This window comes from Streptomyces sp. NPDC030165, assembly GCF_055573595.1.
This window is the reverse complement of record NZ_JBVIBD010000003.1, coordinates 351,703-370,784: the sequence shown is the minus strand read 5'-3', so window position 1 is coordinate 370,784 and position 19,082 is coordinate 351,703. Positions and strand designations below refer to the sequence as shown.

Annotated in this window: 12 protein-coding genes; 7 read left to right on the top strand and 5 right to left on the bottom strand. The window is 72.3% G+C overall.

Going from position 1 to position 19,082, the window contains the following annotated elements; translation table 11 throughout:
* Positions 1 to 5: 5 nt before the first annotated feature.
* Positions 6 to 3,191, top strand: a complete 3,186-nt coding sequence (gene lacZ, locus ACZ4Z1_RS08015) for a beta-galactosidase, LacZ type (RefSeq protein WP_468485720.1) — start codon at positions 6 to 8, stop codon at positions 3,189 to 3,191.
* A gap of 60 nt (positions 3,192 to 3,251) precedes the next feature.
* Here lacZ and ACZ4Z1_RS08010 read toward each other — a convergent pair whose 3' ends face one another.
* Complete coding sequence (locus tag ACZ4Z1_RS08010; RefSeq protein ID WP_468485719.1) at positions 3,252 to 4,241, bottom strand: hypothetical protein; 990 nt, start codon at positions 4,239 to 4,241, stop codon at positions 3,252 to 3,254.
* A gap of 312 nt (positions 4,242 to 4,553) precedes the next feature.
* On the opposite strand from ACZ4Z1_RS08010, the gene ACZ4Z1_RS08005 reads away from it, so the two are divergent.
* Positions 4,554 to 5,729, top strand: a complete 1,176-nt coding sequence (locus ACZ4Z1_RS08005) for an SGNH/GDSL hydrolase family protein (protein ID WP_468485718.1) — start codon at positions 4,554 to 4,556, stop codon at positions 5,727 to 5,729.
* A gap of 22 nt (positions 5,730 to 5,751) precedes the next feature.
* On the opposite strand, the gene ACZ4Z1_RS08000 is transcribed toward ACZ4Z1_RS08005, so the two are convergent.
* The 3 genes from ACZ4Z1_RS08000 to ACZ4Z1_RS07990 form a co-directional block, all read right to left on the bottom strand.
* A complete protein-coding gene (locus ACZ4Z1_RS08000; protein ID WP_468485717.1) occupies positions 5,752 to 6,174 on the bottom strand; it encodes an ASCH domain-containing protein in 423 nt (140 codons plus the stop codon).
* A gap of 44 nt (positions 6,175 to 6,218) precedes the next feature.
* Positions 6,219 to 6,578: a DoxX family protein gene (locus tag ACZ4Z1_RS07995; RefSeq protein ID WP_468485884.1), complete on the bottom strand. Its 360-nt coding sequence runs from the start codon at positions 6,576 to 6,578 to the stop codon at positions 6,219 to 6,221.
* A gap of 82 nt (positions 6,579 to 6,660) precedes the next feature.
* The gene (locus tag ACZ4Z1_RS07990; protein ID WP_468485716.1) at positions 6,661 to 8,517 is read right to left on the bottom strand and encodes an ABC transporter ATP-binding protein; all 1,857 of its coding nucleotides are present in this window, start codon (positions 8,515 to 8,517) and stop codon (positions 6,661 to 6,663) included.
* A gap of 95 nt (positions 8,518 to 8,612) precedes the next feature.
* Between ACZ4Z1_RS07990 and ACZ4Z1_RS07985 the strand changes: the two genes are divergently transcribed.
* From ACZ4Z1_RS07985 to ACZ4Z1_RS07975, 3 genes are all read left to right on the top strand, one after another.
* A complete protein-coding gene (locus tag ACZ4Z1_RS07985) occupies positions 8,613 to 9,074 on the top strand; it encodes a MarR family winged helix-turn-helix transcriptional regulator (RefSeq protein WP_468485715.1) in 462 nt (153 codons plus the stop codon).
* A gap of 119 nt (positions 9,075 to 9,193) precedes the next feature.
* Positions 9,194 to 12,151 (top strand): FAD-binding and (Fe-S)-binding domain-containing protein, encoded by a 2,958-nt coding sequence (locus ACZ4Z1_RS07980; RefSeq protein WP_468485714.1) that lies wholly within the window; start codon positions 9,194 to 9,196, stop codon positions 12,149 to 12,151.
* 494 nt (positions 12,152 to 12,645) lie between these two features.
* Positions 12,646 to 14,130 carry a Gfo/Idh/MocA family protein gene (locus ACZ4Z1_RS07975; protein ID WP_468485713.1) on the top strand — a complete coding sequence of 495 codons (1,485 nt, stop codon included), beginning with the start codon at positions 12,646 to 12,648 and terminating at the stop codon, positions 14,128 to 14,130.
* A 57-nt stretch (positions 14,131 to 14,187) separates the two neighbouring features.
* Here ACZ4Z1_RS07975 and ACZ4Z1_RS07970 read toward each other — a convergent pair whose 3' ends face one another.
* Entirely contained in the window at positions 14,188 to 14,922 is a 735-nt protein-coding gene (locus ACZ4Z1_RS07970) for a hypothetical protein (protein WP_468485712.1), read from the bottom strand.
* A gap of 290 nt (positions 14,923 to 15,212) precedes the next feature.
* On the opposite strand from ACZ4Z1_RS07970, the gene ACZ4Z1_RS07965 reads away from it, so the two are divergent.
* Positions 15,213 to 17,177, top strand: coding sequence for an ABC transporter transmembrane domain-containing protein (locus ACZ4Z1_RS07965; RefSeq protein ID WP_468485711.1), 1,965 nt, complete (start codon positions 15,213 to 15,215; stop codon positions 17,175 to 17,177).
* The gene (locus ACZ4Z1_RS07960; protein WP_468485710.1) at positions 17,174 to 18,955 is read left to right on the top strand and encodes an ABC transporter ATP-binding protein; all 1,782 of its coding nucleotides are present in this window, start codon (positions 17,174 to 17,176) and stop codon (positions 18,953 to 18,955) included. The genes ACZ4Z1_RS07965 and ACZ4Z1_RS07960 overlap by 4 nt, the downstream gene beginning before the upstream one ends.
* Positions 18,956 to 19,082: the final 127 nt, after the last annotated feature.

The window sequence follows — 19,082 nt, the reverse complement described above, 5'->3', positions numbered from 1 at the left end:
GTCGCATGAACGTACGCCGCATCAACCGCCGGTCGTTCCTCACCACCGGTGCCGCGCTGGCCGGGTGGGCGGCGTTCGCCGCACAGAAACGGTCCTTCGCCGCCACCGCCGCGCCCACCGCCGGCACCGAGTGGGACGCCGCACCGCAGGTCTTCCAGGTCGACCGCGAACCGGCCCGCGCCCGCCTCATCCCGTACGCGGATGCCCGGGCGGCGCTGGAAGGGAAGTTCACCACCTCCCCGTACCACCGCTCGCTCAACGGCAGCTGGCGCTTCCACTGGTCGAAGAACCCCGACGAGCGCCCCCGCGACTTCTTCGCGCCCCAGTACGACGACAGCGGCTGGGACCGCATCACCGTGCCCTCCAACTGGGAGATCGAGGGCTACCCGGAGCCGATCTACCTCAACGTCAAGTACCCGTGGACCGGTTACGAGGACCCGCGGCCACCGCACGTCCCGCACGGCTTCAACCCCGTCGGCTCCTACCGGCGCACCTTCACCGTGCCCGGCGGCTGGGACGGCCGTCGCACCCTGCTCTCCTTCCAGGGCGTGAAGTCGGCGTTCTTCGTGTGGGTCAACGGCGAGCGGGTCGGCTACAGCGAGGACAGCTACACGCCGGCCGAGTTCGACATCACCGAGCGGCTGCGCCCCGGCACGAACGTGCTGGCCGTCGAGGTCTACCGGTGGTCCGACGGCAGCTGGCTGGAGGACCAGGACATGATCGACCTGTCCGGGATCTTCCGTGACGTGTACCTGTACTCCATCGCCCCGGTGCACCTCCAGGACCTGCACGTACGCACCGATCTGGACGCCGCCCACCGCGACGCGGAACTGACCGTCTCCGCGACCGTACGCAACCGGGGCGCGGCAGCGGCAGGCGAGCACCGGCTGAGAGCGGAGCTGTACGACGGGCAGGGACGGCCGGTGCTGCCGGCGCCGCTCGCCGCCACGGTCCGCTTCACCGGCGGGCGGGACGCCACGGTCGCCCCGAAGGCCACCGTCCGGGCCCCGGACCTGTGGTCCGCCGAGACCCCGCACCTCTACACGCTCGTCCTGACCCTCACCGACCCGGCGGGCCGCACCGTCGACGTGCAGAGCACCCGCGTCGGCTTCCGCTCCGTCGCGTACGGGCCCGGCAAGCTCACCGTCAACGGGCAGCCCGTCGTCTTCCGCGGTGTCAACCGGCACGAGACCGACCCCGATCACGGGCAGGCCGTGCCCGAGGAGCGGATGCTCCAGGACATCCGCATCATGAAGCAGCACAACATCAACGCCGTCCGCACCTCGCACTACCCCGCGGACCAGCGCTGGCTGGAGCTGTGCGACACGTACGGCCTGTACGTCATCGGTGAGGCCAACCTGGAGTCGCACGGGGTGCGCGACTGGCTGCCGGGCAGCCTGCCGCAGTGGACCGACGCCTGTCTGGACCGGATGCGCTCGATGGTCGAGCGGGACAAGAACCACCCGTCCGTCGTGGTGTGGTCCCTGGGCAACGAGGCGGGCCAGGGGCTCAACTTCGTGGCGATGGCGGGCTGGACGCGCCGCCGCGACCCGTCCCGGCCGCTGCACTACGAGGGCATGAACGCGGTCGCCGACATCGAGAGCCGGATGTACAGCAAGCCGGACGAGGTGGAGCGGTACGGCAAGTCGGGCCACCCCAAGCCCTTCATCCTGTGCGAATACGCGCACTCCATGGGCAACAGCACGGGCAATCTCCAGGAGTACTGGGACGTCTTCGAGCGCTACCCCAATCTGCACGGCGGCTTCATCTGGGACTTCGTCGACCAGGCCATCCGCCTGCCCGTCCCCGGCGACCCGAAGCGCACGTACCTGTCCTACGGCGGCGACTGGCACCCCGGTTACCCCACCGACTGGAATTTCAGCTGCAACGGCATCGTCGCCGCCGACCGCGAACCGCACCCGGCCGTCCACGAGGTCAAGAAGGTCTACCAGGCCGTCCGGACGACCGCCGCCGACCTCGCAGCGGGCACGGTACGGATCACCAACCGGCAGCTCTTCCTCGGCCTGGACGCCTACGAGCTGCGCTGGGAGGTCACCCGGGACGGCGAACGCGTCCAGCACGGCAGCCTCCCCGCACCGCAGGCCGCGCCGGGCCAGGACACGACCGTACGGATTCCCTTCCGGCGGCCCGAACGGCCCGCGCCCGGCGCCGAGTACTGGCTGAACCTCTCCTTCGTACTGCGGCACGCCACCTCCTGGGCCGACGCCGGCCACAGCGTCGCCGCCGAACAGCTCGCGCTGCCCTGGCACGCCCCCGCGCCCGCCGAGCCCTCCCCCGCCGGACTGCCGCCCCTGCGCCTCACCGAGTCCGACCGCGCCGTCACCGTCGGCGGGCGCGACCTCGAACTCGTCCTCGACAAGGCGAGCGGCACCCTGTCCGCCTACCGTCACCGAGGCCGGGCACTGCTGACCGCCGGACCGGTGCCCAACTTCTGGCGCGGGCCCACGGACAACGACATCGGCCGGGGCGCGCAGAACTCGCTGCGCACCTGGCGCGGGGCGGGCGCCGAACGCACCGTGACGCGGGTGAAGGCCGCGCAGCCGTCCGCCTCCGAGGTGACCATCGAGGTCTCGGCCACCCTGCCCACCACACCCGCCGCCTCCCGGTGGGACACCGTCTTCACCGTGCGCGGCGACGGTGAAGTGCGGGTACGGCACACTCTGACACCGGGCGCCGGGCTGCCCGACCTGCCCATGGTGGGCGCGCTGCTGACCGTACCGGCCGGGCTGGAGACGTTCAGCTGGTACGGGCGCGGGCCGCACGAGAACTACTGGGACCGGCGCACGGCGGCGTTCGTCGGCCGCTATCGCAGCAGTGTCGATGCCCAGTTGGGCAACTACGTCCGGCCGCAGCAGACCGGCAATGTGACCGACGTACGCAGCGCCTCGCTCACCGGCCGCGACGGTACGGGGCTGACCGTACGCGCGGAACCCGGCGACGGCGCGCCGCTGCTGGAACTGAGCGCCCTGCACCACGCGCCGTCCGACCTGGAGAGCGAGCGGCACGAGCATCCGTACGAGCTGAAGCGGCGCCCCGAGACGGTCCTCGGCGTCAACCACCGGCAGACGGGCGTCGGCGGGAACGACTCGTGGGGCGCGCCGCCGCTGGAGAAGTACCTGCTGCGCGCCGACCGGGCCTACCGCTACGCGTACCGGCTGCGGCCGGCGTGAGACCGGTGTCCCCGCTCCGGGCGTCGGTCGCGGAGCGGGGGCACCAGGGCCGGCGCGCCGTCACTCGTACATGACGTACTCCGGCCGCGGCCGCAGCGCCAGGACCTCCTGGTGGGTCATCAGGCGGCTGCCATCGGTGTCCTCGTCGTAGAAGAGCTTGAAGCCGGTGTGCATGCCCTTGGGCAGGTTTCTGATCAGCTGGTTCCAGGTGCCGCGCTTGAGCCCCGGCGAGCCGATCCCGTCGGCGCACTTGATCGCGGCGACGCCGGGCTGCGGCCGGAACGCGTCCTGGTCCTCGACCACCGAGGTCGCCACCTGGTGGAAGACGAACGCCTTCTCGGGCAGGTCGTGCTCCCGGACCAGGCCGGAGAGGTAGCGGGCGATCTCGGTGAGTTCGCTGCCGTCGGTGCTCCCGTAGGTGTCGCCCGGTTTCTCGCCCGGGCCCATCTCCCATTCGGGGTCCAGGGCGACGCCCACGTCCGGGTGCACCAGCCACTCGCGCAGCGCCTTGACCTCGCCGAGGGCCGAGGCGCGGCCCGGCTGGATGTTCAGGAGCAGCAGCGCGCGGTGCTTGCGTGCCGCCTCGTGGAAGCGGCGGACGGTGTCGGCGGAGGTGCGGGAGCGGTAGGTCCCGTCGGGGCCCGCGCCGGAGTTGGCGACCACCGCCAGCAGTTCCAGTACGGGCAGCGGTTCGCGGTCGGTGGCGTAGGTCTGCGCGAGCTTCTCGATCTCGCGGGCGCGCTGGTCCAGGTCTCCGGTGCCGAGGCGGCCGAGTGCGGCGGCTCCGGGCAGGCCGCAGTAGCCCGCGAGCTGGTGGCGGGGGAACAGTTCGCGGCCGCCGCGCGGCAGCTGGGGCCGCTTCCTGGGCGGCTGGGGTGAGGGGCTGTCCGACCGGCCGCCGGGGGTGCCGGAGGTGCGGGGCGGTGCCGCTCGGGGCGGCGTCGTGCCGCTGTCCGCCGCTCCGGCGCAGGCGGTGAGGAGGCCGAGGCCGGCCGCGGCGGTGGCGGCCAGGGCGCTGCGGCGGGCCGGACCGGGTGCGCTGTGGAGCACGTCGCCTCCGTGTGTTCGTAGGGGGTGCCGGGGGTTTCACGGGTCCAGGGGTGTCAGGGGCATGTCCGGTGGGGTGTGTGCCGTTCGCCTTGCCGACTCCGACCGGCTGAAACTCCACTCGGCACGCTTGTGACCCCTCACGATCAAGATTGCGCCAACGTCGACCGCCGGACGGGCTGAGGCGACCTCAAGCTGACCCTCCCGTTGGTAGGCACCGGATGCGTACGCATCCCAGAGGACTGGGTGCCCCTCCGCCCCCTCGGCAGACTCATGATCACCGCAACGACGACGACAGCAGAGCGAGTGATCACCATGAACGACACCACCGTGTGGAACGCCGGCTGGAGCACCGCCGTACAGCGCCCCAGCACCGGCTTCGACAAGAACTGGGCCGAGGAGGGTTTCGCGGACCAGACGGTACGTCAGATCGTCCGGGTCACCGGCTCCGGCACGGCGGCCCGCGTCCGCCTCTCCAACCGCTTCGGCAGCGCTCCCCTGGAGGTCGGCGGCTCCACCCTCGCCCGTACGGAGCAGGGCGCCGCCGTCCAGGAGGGGACGACACGCCGGCTGACCTTCGCGGGCGCCGAGTCCGTCCGGATCCCGGCGGGCGGCGAGGTCTGGAGCGACGCGGCCGAGCTGTCCGTGGCGCCCTTCGACCGGCTGACGGTGAGCCTGTACTTCGCACGGCCGACCGGCCCCGCGACCTTCCACGCCCAGGCGTTCACCACCGCCTACCGCGCCGCGGGCGACCAGGTGGCCGCCGCCGATCCGGCGGTCTTCACCGAGACGTCGGTGTCCTGGTACTTCCTCGCCGACGTCGAGCTGGCGGGCGGCCCGGCCCGGCAGGACACCGTGGCGGCGTTCGGCGACTCGATCACCGACGGCTTCGCCTCGACCACCGACGCGGACCGCCGCTACCCGGACGCGCTCGCCGAACGACTGGCCGCCGCGGGCCTGGCCCGTCCGGTGCTCAACTCCGGCATCGGCGGAAACCTGCTGCTCAATGACGCCCCCTGGTACGGCGAACGGGCCGCCGGGCGCTTCCGGCGGGACGTTCTGGACAAGCCCGGCGTACGGACGGTGATCGTGCTGGCCGGCCTGAACGACATCGGGTTCAGCGAGGCGGACGAGGCGGAGTTCCCGACGTACCGGCCGAACCCGAAGCTGTCCGTCGCGCAGCTCATCGAGGGCTACCGCGGCCTGATCGCGCAGGCGCACGCGGCCGGAGTGCGGATCGTCGGCGCAACGATCACTCCGTTCCGGGGCTCCGAGTACCACACGCCGAAGGCCGAGGCCAAGCGCCAGGAGATCAACGCCTGGATCCGCACGTCCGGCGCGTTCGACGCGGTCGCCGACTTCGCGGCGGCGCTGGCCGACCCGTCGGACCCCGAGACGCTGTTGCCCGCGTACGACAGCGGCGACCGCAAGCACCCGGGCGACGCCGGATACCGGGCGATGGCGGCGGCGGTCGATCTGGCGTCCCTCTGAGCGCCGCGGCGGCCCGCCCCGCCTACAGGCGCTCGACGACCCGGAAGCGTTCGGCCACGACCCGCGTGTCGTCGTCGACGCGGAATTCCGGGTCTCCGAGGGCCTCGCACATCTCCGGGCCGTGCCAGAAAGTCTCGTGGTCGGCCCGCCAGTCGGCGACGGTCTCGTTGCCCTCGCCCTCGTCCACGGCGTGCCGCAGGTCCACGTCGGCCAGCCGCAGCACCCGTACCTCCGTCACCTCGATGACGGCGACGGGGCGGCCGTCGGAGTCGGGGACCTGGTAGCGGTCACCGGCGCGCGGCAGCGGGTCGCCCTCGTGCTCGTAGTCCGCCAGCAGACCCGTCGTGGTGGTCTTGGCGCCGCAGAGGACGGCGGCGACGAGCCGGTCCCGCAGGGGGCCGGGGAAGGCGAACTCGAAGGGCGGCAGGTCTTCGTGGGCAGGCATACGGCTCACTCTAAGGGGGCGGGGATGCGCGGTGCCCGTGCTTTTCAGGGGCGGTCGTTCCGCTGTCCGGCGGCGCGTGCCGTGTGCAGGGCCCAGGCCACCATGGGCAGTTGGAGCGGCAGGCGGCCGTAGGCGATGGCCTTCAGGGGCGCGGAGCGGTGGCGCCAGTCGCGGGCCATCTTGATGTTGGCGGGGAAGACGGCGGCGAACAGGCCGGCGGCGGCCAGCGCACCGGCCCGGCGGGTGCGCGGCAGGGCGACCGCGGCGGCCACGGCGAGTTCCGCGGCGCCGCTGACGTACGTCCAGGCGCGCGGGGAGCCCGGCAGCGCGCGGGGCACGATCGCGTCGAACGGCTCGGGGGCGAGGAAGTGGAGCGCCCCCATGCCGCCGAGCATCCGGGCCATCGTCAGGGCGGAACGGTCTGCGGTGCGGTCGGCGGCTGCCACGGGGCGCTCCCAAGGTCGGTCCGGTGCGGTCGGGCCGACCTTACCCGTGGGTCAGATCGGCGGACAGGGGCTGATCACCGTCGGGGGCGAGGTGTGCGTCACGCTTGACCAGGGACGCGTAACGGCCACCGGCTGCGAGGAGTTCGCCGTGCGTGCCGCGTTCGGCGATCCGCCCCCCGTCGAGCACGACGATCTGGTCGGCATCGCGGATGGTGGACAGGCGGTGCGCGATGGTGATCGTCGTACGGCCCTTGGAGAGCGCGTCGATGGCCTGCTGCACCGCGTGTTCGGTACGGGTGTCCAGCGCGCTGGTGGCCTCGTCGAGGACGAGGACGGGCGGGTCGCGCAGGATCGTCCGGGCGATGGCCAGGCGCTGCTTCTCGCCGCCGGAGAAACGGTGGCCGCGTTCGCCCACGAGGGTGTCGTAACCGTCCGGGAGGCCCGCGATGTGGTCGTGGATCTGGGCCGCTCGGGCGGCGCGTTCGATCTCCTCGTCGGTGGCGTCCGGCTTGGCGAAGCGGAGGTTGTCGGCGACGGAGGCGTGGAAGAGGTACGTCTCCTGGGAGACCACGCCGACGGCGCGGGCCAGGCTGTCGAAGTCCAGGTCACGGACGTCGGTGCCGTCCAGGGTGACCCGGCCCGCCGTCACGTCGTACAGCCGCGGCACCAGGTAGCTCAGGGTGCTCTTACCGCTGCCGGTCGGCCCGACGACGGCCAGGCTGCTGCCGGCCGGGACGGTCAGGTCGATGTCGCGCAGGGTCTCCCGGGCGGGCGCGTCGCCGGGCTCGCGCTCCGGGTCCTCGTACGCGAACGTCACATGCTCGAAGCGGACCTCGCCGCGCGGCTCGGCCAGGCGTACCGGGTGCTCCGGTTCGGTGATGGTCACCGGCAGGTCGAGGTATTCGAAGATCCGCTGGAAGAGCGCGACGGAGGTCTGCATCTGCACGCCGGTGGACAGCAGCGAGACGGTGGGACGCAGCAGGCCCTGCTGGAGGGTGACGAAGGCGACGAGGGTGCCGATGGAGAAGGCCGGGCCGCCGAGCTGGAGGACGAGTCCGGCCGACCAGTAGATGACGGCGGGCATGGCGGCCATGACGATGCCGATGGTGGCCATCCGCCAGCGTCCGGCCATGCTGGCGCGGACCTCCAGGCCGACCAGCCGCTCGGACTCGGTGGCGAAGTTCGCCGTGAGGGAGTCGGCGCGGCCCATCGTGCGGCCGAGCAGGATGCCGCTGACCGACAGCGACTCGGTGACCATCGCGGACATCGCTGCCATCTGCTTCTGCCGCGCTGTGGTGATCCGCTTGCGTTCGTTGCCGACCCGGCGGCTGATCCAGACGAAGAGCGGGAGCAGCAGCAGGGAGACCAGGGTCAGCCGCCAGTCGAGGGCGAGCATGGCGACGACGGTGGCGACCACCGAGGTGAGGTTGGAGACCAGGGAGGTCGCGGTGGAGGTGACGGTGGCCTGCATGCCGCCGATGTCGTTGGCGATGCGGGACTGCACCTCGCCGGTGCGGGTGCGGGTGAAGAACGCCAGTGGCATCCGCTGGAGCTTGGCGTAGACGGCGGTGCGCAGGTCGTGCATGACGCGCTGGCCGACGGTGGTCGATATCAGGGTCTGCAGGACGCCGAAGACGCTGGTCAGCACGGCGGTGACGATCATGCCGGCGGCGAGCAGGGTCAGCAGGCCGGTACGGCCCTGGGGGATCGCCACGTCCAGGACGGCGCGGAGCAGGAACGGGGAGGCGACCGAGACCAGCGAGGAGGCGGCCACCAGCAGGCCCACCGTGGCCAGCCGGCCGCGGTAGGGGCGGAAGAGGGCGAGGATGCGCCGCACCTGGGCCGGCTGGGCCGGGTCCCGGGGCGGCGGGGTCCACTCGGGTTCGTCGGGGCGCATGGGCTCCTTCGGAGGGGTACGGGGATCGGATCCCGCCGAGCATAACCAATCGTTACCTATACTCACAATGAGCGTGGTCCTGCTATCCTCCGGCCATGTCCTCCCCCGACCCGGCCACCACCGACCCCGACCTGGCGGAGCAGCTGGTACGGCTCACCCGCCGGATGCACCGCGCACAGAAGCGGCACCTGGACACCCTCGACATCGCACTGACCCCCGCGCAGACCCGGCTGCTGCGCATCCTGGACCACTACCGCGACGGGACACCGCCCCGTATGGCCGACCTGGCCGCCCGCCTGGAAGTCGTACCGCGGGCCGTGACCACACTGGTCGACGCACTGGAGGCGAAGGACGCGGTCCGCCGGGTGCCCGACCCCGCCAACCGCCGTGTCATACGGATCGAGCTGACCGACACCGGCCGTTCGACGCTGCGCGCGTTGCGCAGCGCGCGCCGGGCCGCGGCACAGGACATCCTGGCGCCGCTGACCGCCGAACAGCGGGACGTGCTCGGCGGCCTGTTGTCCACCCTGGTGGACGGGGCGGCGGCACGCTGCTGAAACACTGAAACGGGCGGCCGCGCCGGGCGCCGGAGCGCCGCCGGAGTGAGAGCCTGGGTCTGAGCCCCGGTCGGATCAGACACAGGCTCCGAGCCCGCGCAGACCGGAGGAGAGTCGTCATGCCCCTGCTGGAACCGAAGCCCGGGACCCTGCGGCCGGCCGCCGGCGAAGGCCCGTACCACGACCGGGTGGCCGACCGGCAGGCGTCCGGCTCCCCGGAGCGGCTGCGCGACGAGCTGACGGCGCTGCTCGGCCCGGACAAGGTGCTGCACAAGATCTCCGACCTGGTCCGGTACGCCTCCGACGCGAGCCCGTACCGCTTCGTCCCGCAGGCCGTCGTGCTGGCCGAGGACGTGGACGACATCTCCGCGGTCTTCTCGTACGCGCACGGCAAGGGCCGCAACGTCGTCTTCCGGGCCGCCGGCACCTCGCTCAACGGGCAGGCGCAGGGCGAGGACATCCTCGTGGACGTACGCCGGCACTGGGCGGGTGTCGAGGTGCTGGACGACGGCGCCCGGGCCCGTATCCGGCCCGGCACCACGGTCGTACGGGCCAACGCCGCGCTCGCCCGGTACGGCAGGCTGCTCGGCCCGGACCCGGCCAGCGCCATCGCCTGCACCCTCGGCGGCGTGGTCGCCAACAACGCGTCCGGCATGACGGCGGGCACCACCCGCAACTCCTACCGGACGCTCGCCTCGGTCACGCTCGTGCTGCCCTCCGGGACGATCGTGGACACCGGGGACCCTGCGGCGGACGAGGAGCTGGCGCACGCCGAACCCGAACTGTGCCGCGGGCTGCTGGCGCTGAAGGCGGAGATCGAGGCGGACCCGGAGCTGGTGGCCAGAATCCGCGCCAAGTACGAGATCAAGAACACCAACGGCTACCGCCTGGACGCCTTCCTGGACGGCGCCACCCCCGTCGAGATCCTGCGCGGCCTGGCGGTCGGCTCCGAGGGCACCCTCGGATTCATCGCCGAAACCGTCTTCGAGACGCTGCCGCTGAACCGGTACACCTCCACCGCCCTGCTGTTCTTCCCCACACTGAGCGCCGCGGCGGCCGCCGTACCGCTGTTCAACGAGGCGGGCGCGATCGCCGTCGAGCTGATGGACGGCAACACACTGCGCGCCTCGGTGAGCGTGTCCGGCGTACCCGCCGACTGGGCGGAGCTGCCGAAGACGACCACCGCACTGCTGGTGGAGTTCCGCGCACCCGACGAGGCGGCGCGGGAGGCCCAGGAAGAGGCCGCGCGGAAGGTGCTGGCGGGGCTGGAGCTGGTCGCCCCGGTCGCGTCCGTCACCAATGCATTCACCCGCGACGCCGCGGTCATCGCCGGGTACTGGAAGGCCCGCAAGGCGTTCGTCACCGCGGTCGGCGGCTCCCGCCCGTCCGGTACGACGCTGATCACCGAGGACTTCGCCGTACCGCCGTCCCGGCTCGCCGAGGCGTGCACGGCGCTGCTCGAACTCCAGGACCGGCACGGCTTCGACGCGGCGGTGGCGGGCCACGCCGCCCACGGCAACCTGCACTTCCTGCTCGCCTTCGACGCCGCCCGGCCCGCGGACGTGGAGCGCTACGCCGCCTTCATGGACGAGTTCTGCACGCTGACCGTCGAGCGCTTCGACGGCTCCCTGAAGGCCGAGCACGCCACCGGCCGCAACATCGCCCCGTTCCTGGAGCTCGAATGGGGCCCGCGCGCCACGGAGTTGATGTGGCGCGTCAAGCAGACCGTGGACCCGCACGGCATCCTGGCCCCGCGCGTCCTGCTCGACCGCGACCCGAAGGCGCATCTGCGCGGCCTGAAGACCATCCCGCAGGTCGAAGCGGTCGCCGACCCCTGCATCGAGTGCGGTTTCTGCGAACCGACCTGCCCCAGCCAGGACCTCACCACGACACCGCGCCAGCGCATCGTGCTGCGCCGCGAGATGATGCGCCAGACCCCGGCCTCGCCGGTCACCGGCGCGCTGCTGGACGCGTACGGCTATGACGCGGTGGACACCTGCGCGGGCGACTCGACCTGCAAGCTGGCCTGCCCGGTCGGCATCGACACCGGCGCGATGATGAAGGATTTCCGGCACCGGCGCCACTCCCCCAGAGAGGAACGGGCCGCCGCGCTGACCGCCCGCCACTTCAAGACGGTCGAACGGTCGGCCCGGCTGGCGGTGGCCGCCGCCGCGAAGATCGGCGACCGGATCGGCGAAGGGCGCGCCGACCGGCTGCTGCAATCCCTGACGGGCGCGGCACGCAAGGCCGTACGGCCCGATCTCGTACCGGAATGGCTGCCGCAGATCCCCGGCGCGGCGGCCCGTCGGCTGCCCGCCACCCGGCGGGTGGGCGCCGCCGCGGTCTACTACCCGGCGTGCGTGAACCGCATCTTCGGCGAGCCGGACGGCTTCGACGGCCCGTCACTGCCCGAGGCGGTCGTGGCGGTGTCCGGCCGCGCGGGCAAACCGGTGTGGATCCCCGCCGACGTGGCCGGCACCTGCTGCGCCACCATCTGGCACTCCAAGGGGTACGACGAGGGCAACGCGGTGATGTCCAACCGCATGGTCGAGGCCGCCTGGGGCTGGACCGCGGGCGGGCGGCTGCCGCTGGTCGTGGACGCCTCCTCGTGCACGCTGGGCATCGCCCACGAGGTCGTGCCGTACCTCACCCCGGACAACCGGGAACTGCACGCGGAACTGACCGTCGTCGACTCGGTGGTGTGGGCTGCCGAAGAACTGCTGCCGCACCTGGAGGTGGTGCGGACGGTCGATTCCGCCGTGCTCCACCCGACGTGCTCCATGCGACACCTGGGCGACGAGGCACAGCTGCGTGCGGTCGCCGAGGCGTGCGCGACGGAAGTGGTCGTCCCGGACGACGCGGGCTGCTGCGCCTTCGCGGGCGACCGCGGCATGCTGCACAAGGAACTGACGGAGGCGGCGACCGCCAAGGAGGCGGCGGAGGTGACGTCCCGGCACTTCGACGCGCACCTGTCGGCGAACCGGATGTGCGAAGTGGGGATGGACCACGCGACCGGCGGCCGGGGGTACTACTCGGTGCTGCTCGCCCTGGAGCGGGCGACGCGTCTGGCCGGATGACGGCGGGGGCTTGACCGGGCCGCTGTGTGGCGGCAGGCGGTCGATGACCTCGTCACCGCGGCCTGTGCGCTGTCCGCCCCGGCAATCCGCGGGCTGCTCCGAGTCGGTCCTTCGACGTGGTACCGGCCCTCCCTCTGTTCGTTCCTGCTGTTCGTTCCTGCTCCGGGGGCAAGATCCGTTCGACGGCGTGCCCTGGGTCCACCACCGTCCGCCCGACAGGTACTCGGTGGTGGAGCCGCGTACCGGGCTGCCGTGGCGGGAATGTCCGAGGGAGCCTGCCGTTCCGCCGGCCGACCCGTCGAGAGCTCCCGTAAGAGTTCAAGGAGCTCGTCCATGTAACGGGTCTCCCGCCGCCGGTCCGTACCAGGCAGCCCCCGGACCCCGCACAAAAGATCAGTCCTGGCGGCCCTCTTGTGCATCCAGCCGCACAACCGTCAAGGTCCTCAGCGAGGTTCACGCTTCCGCCACGCACCATCCGTTCCTTTGGAGGACCGATGAACGAGGCACCATCACAGAGCCACGAGCCCCACGAGAACGACGGCCACGAGGCGGGTCACGGCCCCGAGGGAGCCGGACCCACCAGGCGCTCCGTTCTGTGGACCGCCGGAGCGGCGGGAGCCGGCCTCGGAATCGGCGGGCTGGGTACGGGCAGCGCCGCCGCGGCCGACGCCGGCCAGGGAACCGCCGCGGCGACGGCCGCCTCCGGACAGGCGGCAGCGGCCCCGAAGGGCCGGCACAAGACCATGATCGGTGTGCCGTTCGAGAGACGGAGCACGGTACGGATCGGCATCATCGGCCTGGGCAACCGCGGCATGGGCATGCTGCCCCTGTACCTCGCCATCCCGGGCGTCCGGGTGGTGGCGGTCTGCGACCCGGTCAAGGACAAAGCGGCCAAGGCGGTACAGCTGGTCACCGGGGCCGGACAGCCCGCACCGGCCGTCTACACCAAGGGCCACCACGACTTCGAGAACCTGTGCGAGCGCGGCGACCTCGACTACGTGTACATAGCCACCCCGTGGGACTGGCACTTCGAGATGGCCAAGGCCGCGCTGCTCGGCGGCAAGCACGTCGGTGTGGAGTGCCCGGTGGCCATGCGCATGGACGAACTCTGGGACCTGGTCGACCTCTCCGAACGCACCCGCCGCCACTGTATGCAGGTGGAGAACTGCTGCTACGGCCGCAACGAGATGCGCGTCCTGCGGATGGCGCACGCGGGCCGCTTCGGCAGACTGCTGCACGCCGCGGGCGCGTACAACCACGACCTGCGCCAGCTGATGTTCGACCCGACGTACTACGAGGGCCCGTGGCGGCGGCTGTGGCACACCCGGCTGCGCGGTGACCTCTACCCCACCCACGGCTTCGGGCCGATCGCCAACTACATGGACGTCAACCGCGGCGACCGGGTCGTCCGCATCTCCAGCTTCGGCACGCCCGCGCTGGGCCTCGCCGAGTACCGCGAGGCGCACATGCCGCCGGGTGACCCGAGCTGGCGGGAGACCTACATCGAGAGCGACCGCACCTTCAGCCTCATCCAGACCGCCAAGGGACGGGTGCTGCGCCTGGAGCACGACGTGTCCACGCCGCACCCGTACAGCCGGATCAACAGTCTCGGCGGCACCAAGGGCGTCTTCGAGGACTACCCGGAGCGGATCTACATCGAGCCCGACCACACCGACGACCAGTGGGGCGACTTCAGCAAGTACGCGGAGTGGGACCACTGGCTGTGGAAGGAGCACGCCAACCCGCCCGGCGGCCACGGCGGCATGGACTACATCATGCTGTACCGGCTCATGCAGTGCTTCCACCTCGGGCTCGTACCGGACTTCGACGTGTACGACGCGGCGGTCTGGAGCGCGCCGGTGCCGCTGAGCCACGCCTCGATCAAGGCGAAGGGCGAGCCGCAGGAGATCCCCGACTTCACCCGGGGCCTTTGGCGCAAGCCGCGGCCGGGCGTGGACTCGCCGAAGCCGACGGAGTGACGGGGCGGGGCCGGACGGGGGCGATGCGCCGTCCGGCCCCGGGACCGTCCGGGCGTCTCAGGCCTTGAGGTGTGCGGTGTCCCCCATGACGACGACGGGGTGCGACCGTGGGTCGAGCGTGCGCAGCAGCGAGACCAGCCCCGCCTTCGAAATGCTCACGCAGCCGGACGTGCCGCTGCCGTGGTCCAGGTGGAGCCAGATGCCGCCGCCCTTCTCCCGCCCCTGCGGCCGGGTCGGGTCCAGGGGCGTGGTGCCCTTGACGCGGTTGTAGTCGATCGCGATGACGTGGTCGAAATCGTGCCGGGTCTTCTTCTCCCAGTACGGCGGCGGGGTGAAGGCCGACGAGTGGGTGTACGGCAGCTTCGCACCCGGGTCGGGCAGCACACCACCCGCGTCGGAGAGGCCGAACACGCCGACCGGACTGCGCAGGTCGTCCTCATGGTGGTCGGTGGTCCACCCCTTCCTGCCGTTGTGCGCGGGCCAGGTCGCGGTGCGCTCCCATCCCCCGGCCGCCTTCGTGTACAGGGCCAGCGTGGCATCGGGTGAGTCGGCGCCCTTACCGTAAACGGCCACGACCTGCCGGGAGTTCCCGGGGATGCGCGAGCGCAGCTTCGCGCCCACACCCGGGATGGTCTTGGTGTGTCCGGCGGCCTCGCCGGTGCGGCCCCCGCGGCCCTTGCCCTCGTCGTCCGTCGATCCGCCGCTTGCGCCGCAGCCCGCCAGCAGGGTCAGCCCCACTGCCGCCACCGCGGCCCTTCGTACCATGCAGCCCGCAGTTCGCATGGCTCCCATGGTCGCATCCGGAGGGCGCGTACGGGCCGTAAGGCGGTGGCCCGTTGTGTGCGCCCCGCGCGGAAAACCGGTTGAAGCGGGGCACCGTGACGCGCCAGTCTTCCATGGCTCCCCGAAGCCGCGTCCTTCCTGCTTGCCGCGCGCCCGTACGGCGCCCGGCACTCCCTTACCACGACCCGGACGCCGGGCCTTCCGGCCACCGGACACCCGGCCTTACGGCCCCCGTCCGTTCGTCCGTTCGTCCGCAGACCCGAACCGCCGCCACCCGGCCCGACCGACCTTTGGACATCATGCACATTCGCGATCTTCCTCATGCCGATCCAGGAGTGCCGGACGTCCGTTCCGGTGGCCGCCTGCTCCGGTGGCTCTACCGGCAGCAGCTCGGCGGCCAGACCAAGGCACTGTGCTGGGGGCTGGTGCACACCGGTGGTGTCGCCTCCTTCCCCATTCCGGTGGGGATCGCGGTGCAGGCCGTGGTGGACCGTTCCGGCTCCGGGCTGCTGCTCGCGGGCGGGCTGTTGCTGCTGCTCGGCGCCCTGGTCGCGGTCGGCGACGTGATGCTGCACCGCGCCGCGATCACCAACTGGATCACGTCGGTCGCCCGCCTCCAGCAACTGCTGGCACGCAAGACCACGGAGCTGGGGTCCGCGATGACCCGACGGGTCGCCGCCGGTGAGGTCGTCGCCGTGAGCACCGGCGACCTGGAGAAGATCGGCTGGTTCGTCGAGGCCGTCTCCCGGTTCGGGGCCGCGGCGCTGACCTCCGTCGGCGTCTGCGTGGTCCTGGTGGTCTACCAGCCCGCGCTGGGCGTGGTGGTGGCCGTCGGCGTGCCCGTACTGGCACTGGCCGTCCTGCCGCTGCTGCCGCCCGCGACCCGCCGCGCCGACGAACAGCGCGAGAAGGCGGGCCGGGCGACCGAGCTGGCCTCCGACACCGTCGCGGGCCTGCGCGTGCTGCGCGGCATCGGCGGCGAGGAACTCTTCCTCGGCCGCTACCGGCGCGCCTCCCAGGACGTCCGCCGGGCCGCCGTACGCAGCGCCCGCATGTGGTCCATGATTTCGGCCGTCCAGGTCGTCCTCCCGGGACTGCTGCTGATCGCGGTGGTCTGGTACGGGACCGGGCTCGCGCTCGACGGCCGGGTACGGGTCGGCGAACTGGTCACCGTCTACAGCACGGTGACCTTCCTGCTCTACCCTCTGCGGCACTTCGAAGAGATCGCGATGGCCTACTCCTTCTCCAAGCCCTCGGCCAAACGCGCCGCACGCGTCCTGGCGTTGAGCCGCCCCGCCGACGGGCGGATCACCGGGCCCGCGGCGCTCGGCGGCGACCTGTACGACCCGGTCACGGGCCTGCGCGCGCCGAGCGGGCAGCTGACCGCCGTGGTGTGCGGCGACCCGGACGCGGCGGGGCGGCTCGCCGACCGGCTCGGCGGCCACCCCGCCGACACGCCGGACGGCACCCCGTCGGTCCTGCTGGGCGGCACCGCACTGGACGACGTACCGCGCGAGGCCGCCCGGACCGCCGTCCTCGTCCAGGACAAGGACCCCATCCTGCTCTCCGGGACGCTCGGCGAACTGCTGGACATCCCGTCCTCCGGGTCCGTACGGGCCGAGGACGCGCTGACGGCGGCGCAGTGTGGCGACGTGCTGACCGCACTGGCGCAGGGCTCGGCCGACGACTCCGGTGACCCGATGCGCAGCCACATCACCGAGCGCGGCCGGTCCCTGTCCGGCGGGCAGCGGCAGCGGCTGGCGCTGGCCAGGTCACTGGTCACCGATCCCGAGGTACTGGTGCTGGACGAGCCGACCAGCGCCGTCGACTCGCACACCGAGGCCCGGATCGCGGACGGGCTGCGCGCCCTGCGCGCGGGCCGCACGACCGTGGTCCTGACCTCCAGCCCGCTGCTGCTGGACCGCGCCGAACGCGTGGTCTTCCTCGGCCCGGACGGGGTCGCGGGCACCGGCACCCACCGCGAACTCCTGCACAGCGACCCCGAGTACCGGGCCGTGGTGACCCGGGAGACCGAGGAAGAGACCGAAGAGGATCCCGAACGGGTTGCCGCGTCCGTGGCCGCACCGGCCGTGTCCGTGGCTGCTCCGGCGGCGTCCGTGGGCACTGCGGCGGCATCCGGCGGAGGATTCACACGTACCGGTAGCCGCACCCGTACCGGCACCGGCACCGGCACCGACCGGACGGACCGTACCGACCAGACCGACCAGACCGACCGCACCGACCGGATCGAGGAGAGCGCATGATCGGCCTGGCGCCACCGGAGCACGATCCGGACGCCCCGCGGACGGCCACGACCCTGCCGGTCGGCTCGCCCGCGACCGTACGCGCCTACGTGGGCGGGCTGATCCGCCGGCACCGGCGGGCCTTCGTCCTGCTGGTGGCCGTGAACGCGGTCGCCGTGGTCGCCTCCATGGTCGGCCCGTACCTGCTCGGCGGGCTGGTGCAGGACCTGGACGCCGGGGCCCGCGACCTCCACCTGACGCGGATCGTCGGCCTGTTCGTCCTCGCGCTGGCCGTCCAGACCGTCTTCGTACGCCTGGTAAGGCTGCGCGGCGCGATGCTCGGCGAACAGATGCTGGCGGACCTGCGCGAGGACTTCCTCGTACGGTCGGTGGCCCTGCCGCCGGGCGTGCTGGAGCGGGCCGGGACCGGTGACCTGCTGTCCCGCATCACGACGGACATCGACCGGCTGTCCAACGCGATGCGCGAGGCCGTGCCGCAGCTGTCGATCGGCGTGGTCTGGATCGCGCTGCTGCTCGGCGGCATGACCGTCACCGCACCCCCGCTGGCGCTGTCCGTCCTCGTCGGCCTGCCCGTCCTGCTCGTCGGCTGCCGCTGGTACTTCAAACACGCCCCGCACGCCTACCGCTCCGAGGCGGCCGGGTACGCGGCGGTCTCGGCGGCGCTGACCGAATCGGTGGACGCGGGCCGCACCATCGAGGCGCACCGGCTCGGCGAACGCCGCATCAAGCTGTCCGAACGCCGGATCCGCGAGTGGACCCAGTGGGAGCGCTACACGCTCTACCTCCGCTCGGTGCTCTTCCCGGTCGTCAACGTCACGCACGTGCTGATCCTGGCCTCGGTGCTGCTGCTCGGCGGCCTGTTCGTGCTGCGCGGCTGGATCACGCCCGGCCAGCTGACGACGGGGGCGCTGCTCGCGCAGATGATGAGCGAACCCGTCTCGATGATCCTGCGCTGGTACGACGAGCTCCAGGTCGCCCAGGTCTCCATCGCGCGGCTGGTCGGTGTACGGGAGATCGAACCGGACGCCGCCGACGAGCGGACGGAGCCGTCGGGACGGGACGTGCGGGCCGACGACGTACGGTTCGGCTACCGCGCCGGCGTCGACGTCCTGCACGAGGTCTCGCTGCGGGTCCGCCCGGGGACGCGGATGGCACTGGTCGGGCCGTCCGGCGCGGGCAAGTCGACACTCGGGCGGCTGCTCGCCGGGATCTACGCTCCGCGCACCGGGGAGATCACGCTCGGCGGCGCCGAGCTGTCCCGGATGCCGGCGGAACGGGTACGCGAGCACGTCGCGCTGGTCAACCAGGAGCACCACGTCTTCGTGGGCTCACTGCGCGACAACCTGCTGCTGGCCCGTACGGACGCCGGGGACGCCGAACTGTGGGCCGCGCTCGGCGCGGTCGACGCGGACGACTGGGCGCGGGCTCTGGAGGCAGGCCTGGACACCGAGGTCGGCTCGGGCGGCCACCCCCTCACCCCGGCCCAGGCCCAGCAGATCGCGTTGGCCCGACTGGTACTGGCCGACCCGCACACCCTCGTCCTCGACGAAGCGACCTCACTCCTCGACCCACGCGCCGCCCGCCACCTGGAACGCTCCCTGGGCCGGGTACTGGACGGCCGTACGGTCGTCGCCATCGCCCACCGGCTGCACACCGCCCACGACGCGGACGTGATCGCGGTGGTCGAAGAGGGCCGGATCAGCGAACTGGGCAGCCACCACGAGCTGGTCGCGGCGGACGGGGCTTATGCGGCGTTGTGGCGGTCCTGGCACGGGTAGGCAGTGATCATGGGGCGAACGGAAGGCTGTGACCGGGCAGTGCGGTGCGGACGGACCGCACTGCCCGGTCACGCCGGTACGCGTCATCGATCTCGTCGGTCCCGGGGAGGGCGTCCCAATCTTGGTC

Coding starts and splice junctions, on each gene's coding strand:
- ACZ4Z1_RS07960 (WP_468485710.1), top strand. CDS start 17,174: ATGATCGGCCTGGCGCCACCGGAGCACGATCCGGACGCCCCGCGGACG.
- ACZ4Z1_RS07990 (WP_468485716.1), bottom strand. CDS start 8,517: ATGCGCCCCGACGAACCCGAGTGGACCCCGCCGCCCCGGGACCCGGCC.
- ACZ4Z1_RS08005 (WP_468485718.1), top strand. CDS start 4,554: ATGAACGACACCACCGTGTGGAACGCCGGCTGGAGCACCGCCGTACAG.
- ACZ4Z1_RS07970 (WP_468485712.1), bottom strand. CDS start 14,922: ATGGGAGCCATGCGAACTGCGGGCTGCATGGTACGAAGGGCCGCGGTG.
- ACZ4Z1_RS07975 (WP_468485713.1), top strand. CDS start 12,646: ATGAACGAGGCACCATCACAGAGCCACGAGCCCCACGAGAACGACGGC.
- ACZ4Z1_RS07985 (WP_468485715.1), top strand. CDS start 8,613: ATGTCCTCCCCCGACCCGGCCACCACCGACCCCGACCTGGCGGAGCAG.
- ACZ4Z1_RS08000 (WP_468485717.1), bottom strand. CDS start 6,174: ATGCCTGCCCACGAAGACCTGCCGCCCTTCGAGTTCGCCTTCCCCGGC.
- lacZ (WP_468485720.1), top strand. CDS start 6: ATGAACGTACGCCGCATCAACCGCCGGTCGTTCCTCACCACCGGTGCC.
- ACZ4Z1_RS07995 (WP_468485884.1), bottom strand. CDS start 6,578: ATGGCCCGGATGCTCGGCGGCATGGGGGCGCTCCACTTCCTCGCCCCC.
- ACZ4Z1_RS07980 (WP_468485714.1), top strand. CDS start 9,194: ATGCCCCTGCTGGAACCGAAGCCCGGGACCCTGCGGCCGGCCGCCGGC.
- ACZ4Z1_RS07965 (WP_468485711.1), top strand. CDS start 15,213: ATGCACATTCGCGATCTTCCTCATGCCGATCCAGGAGTGCCGGACGTC.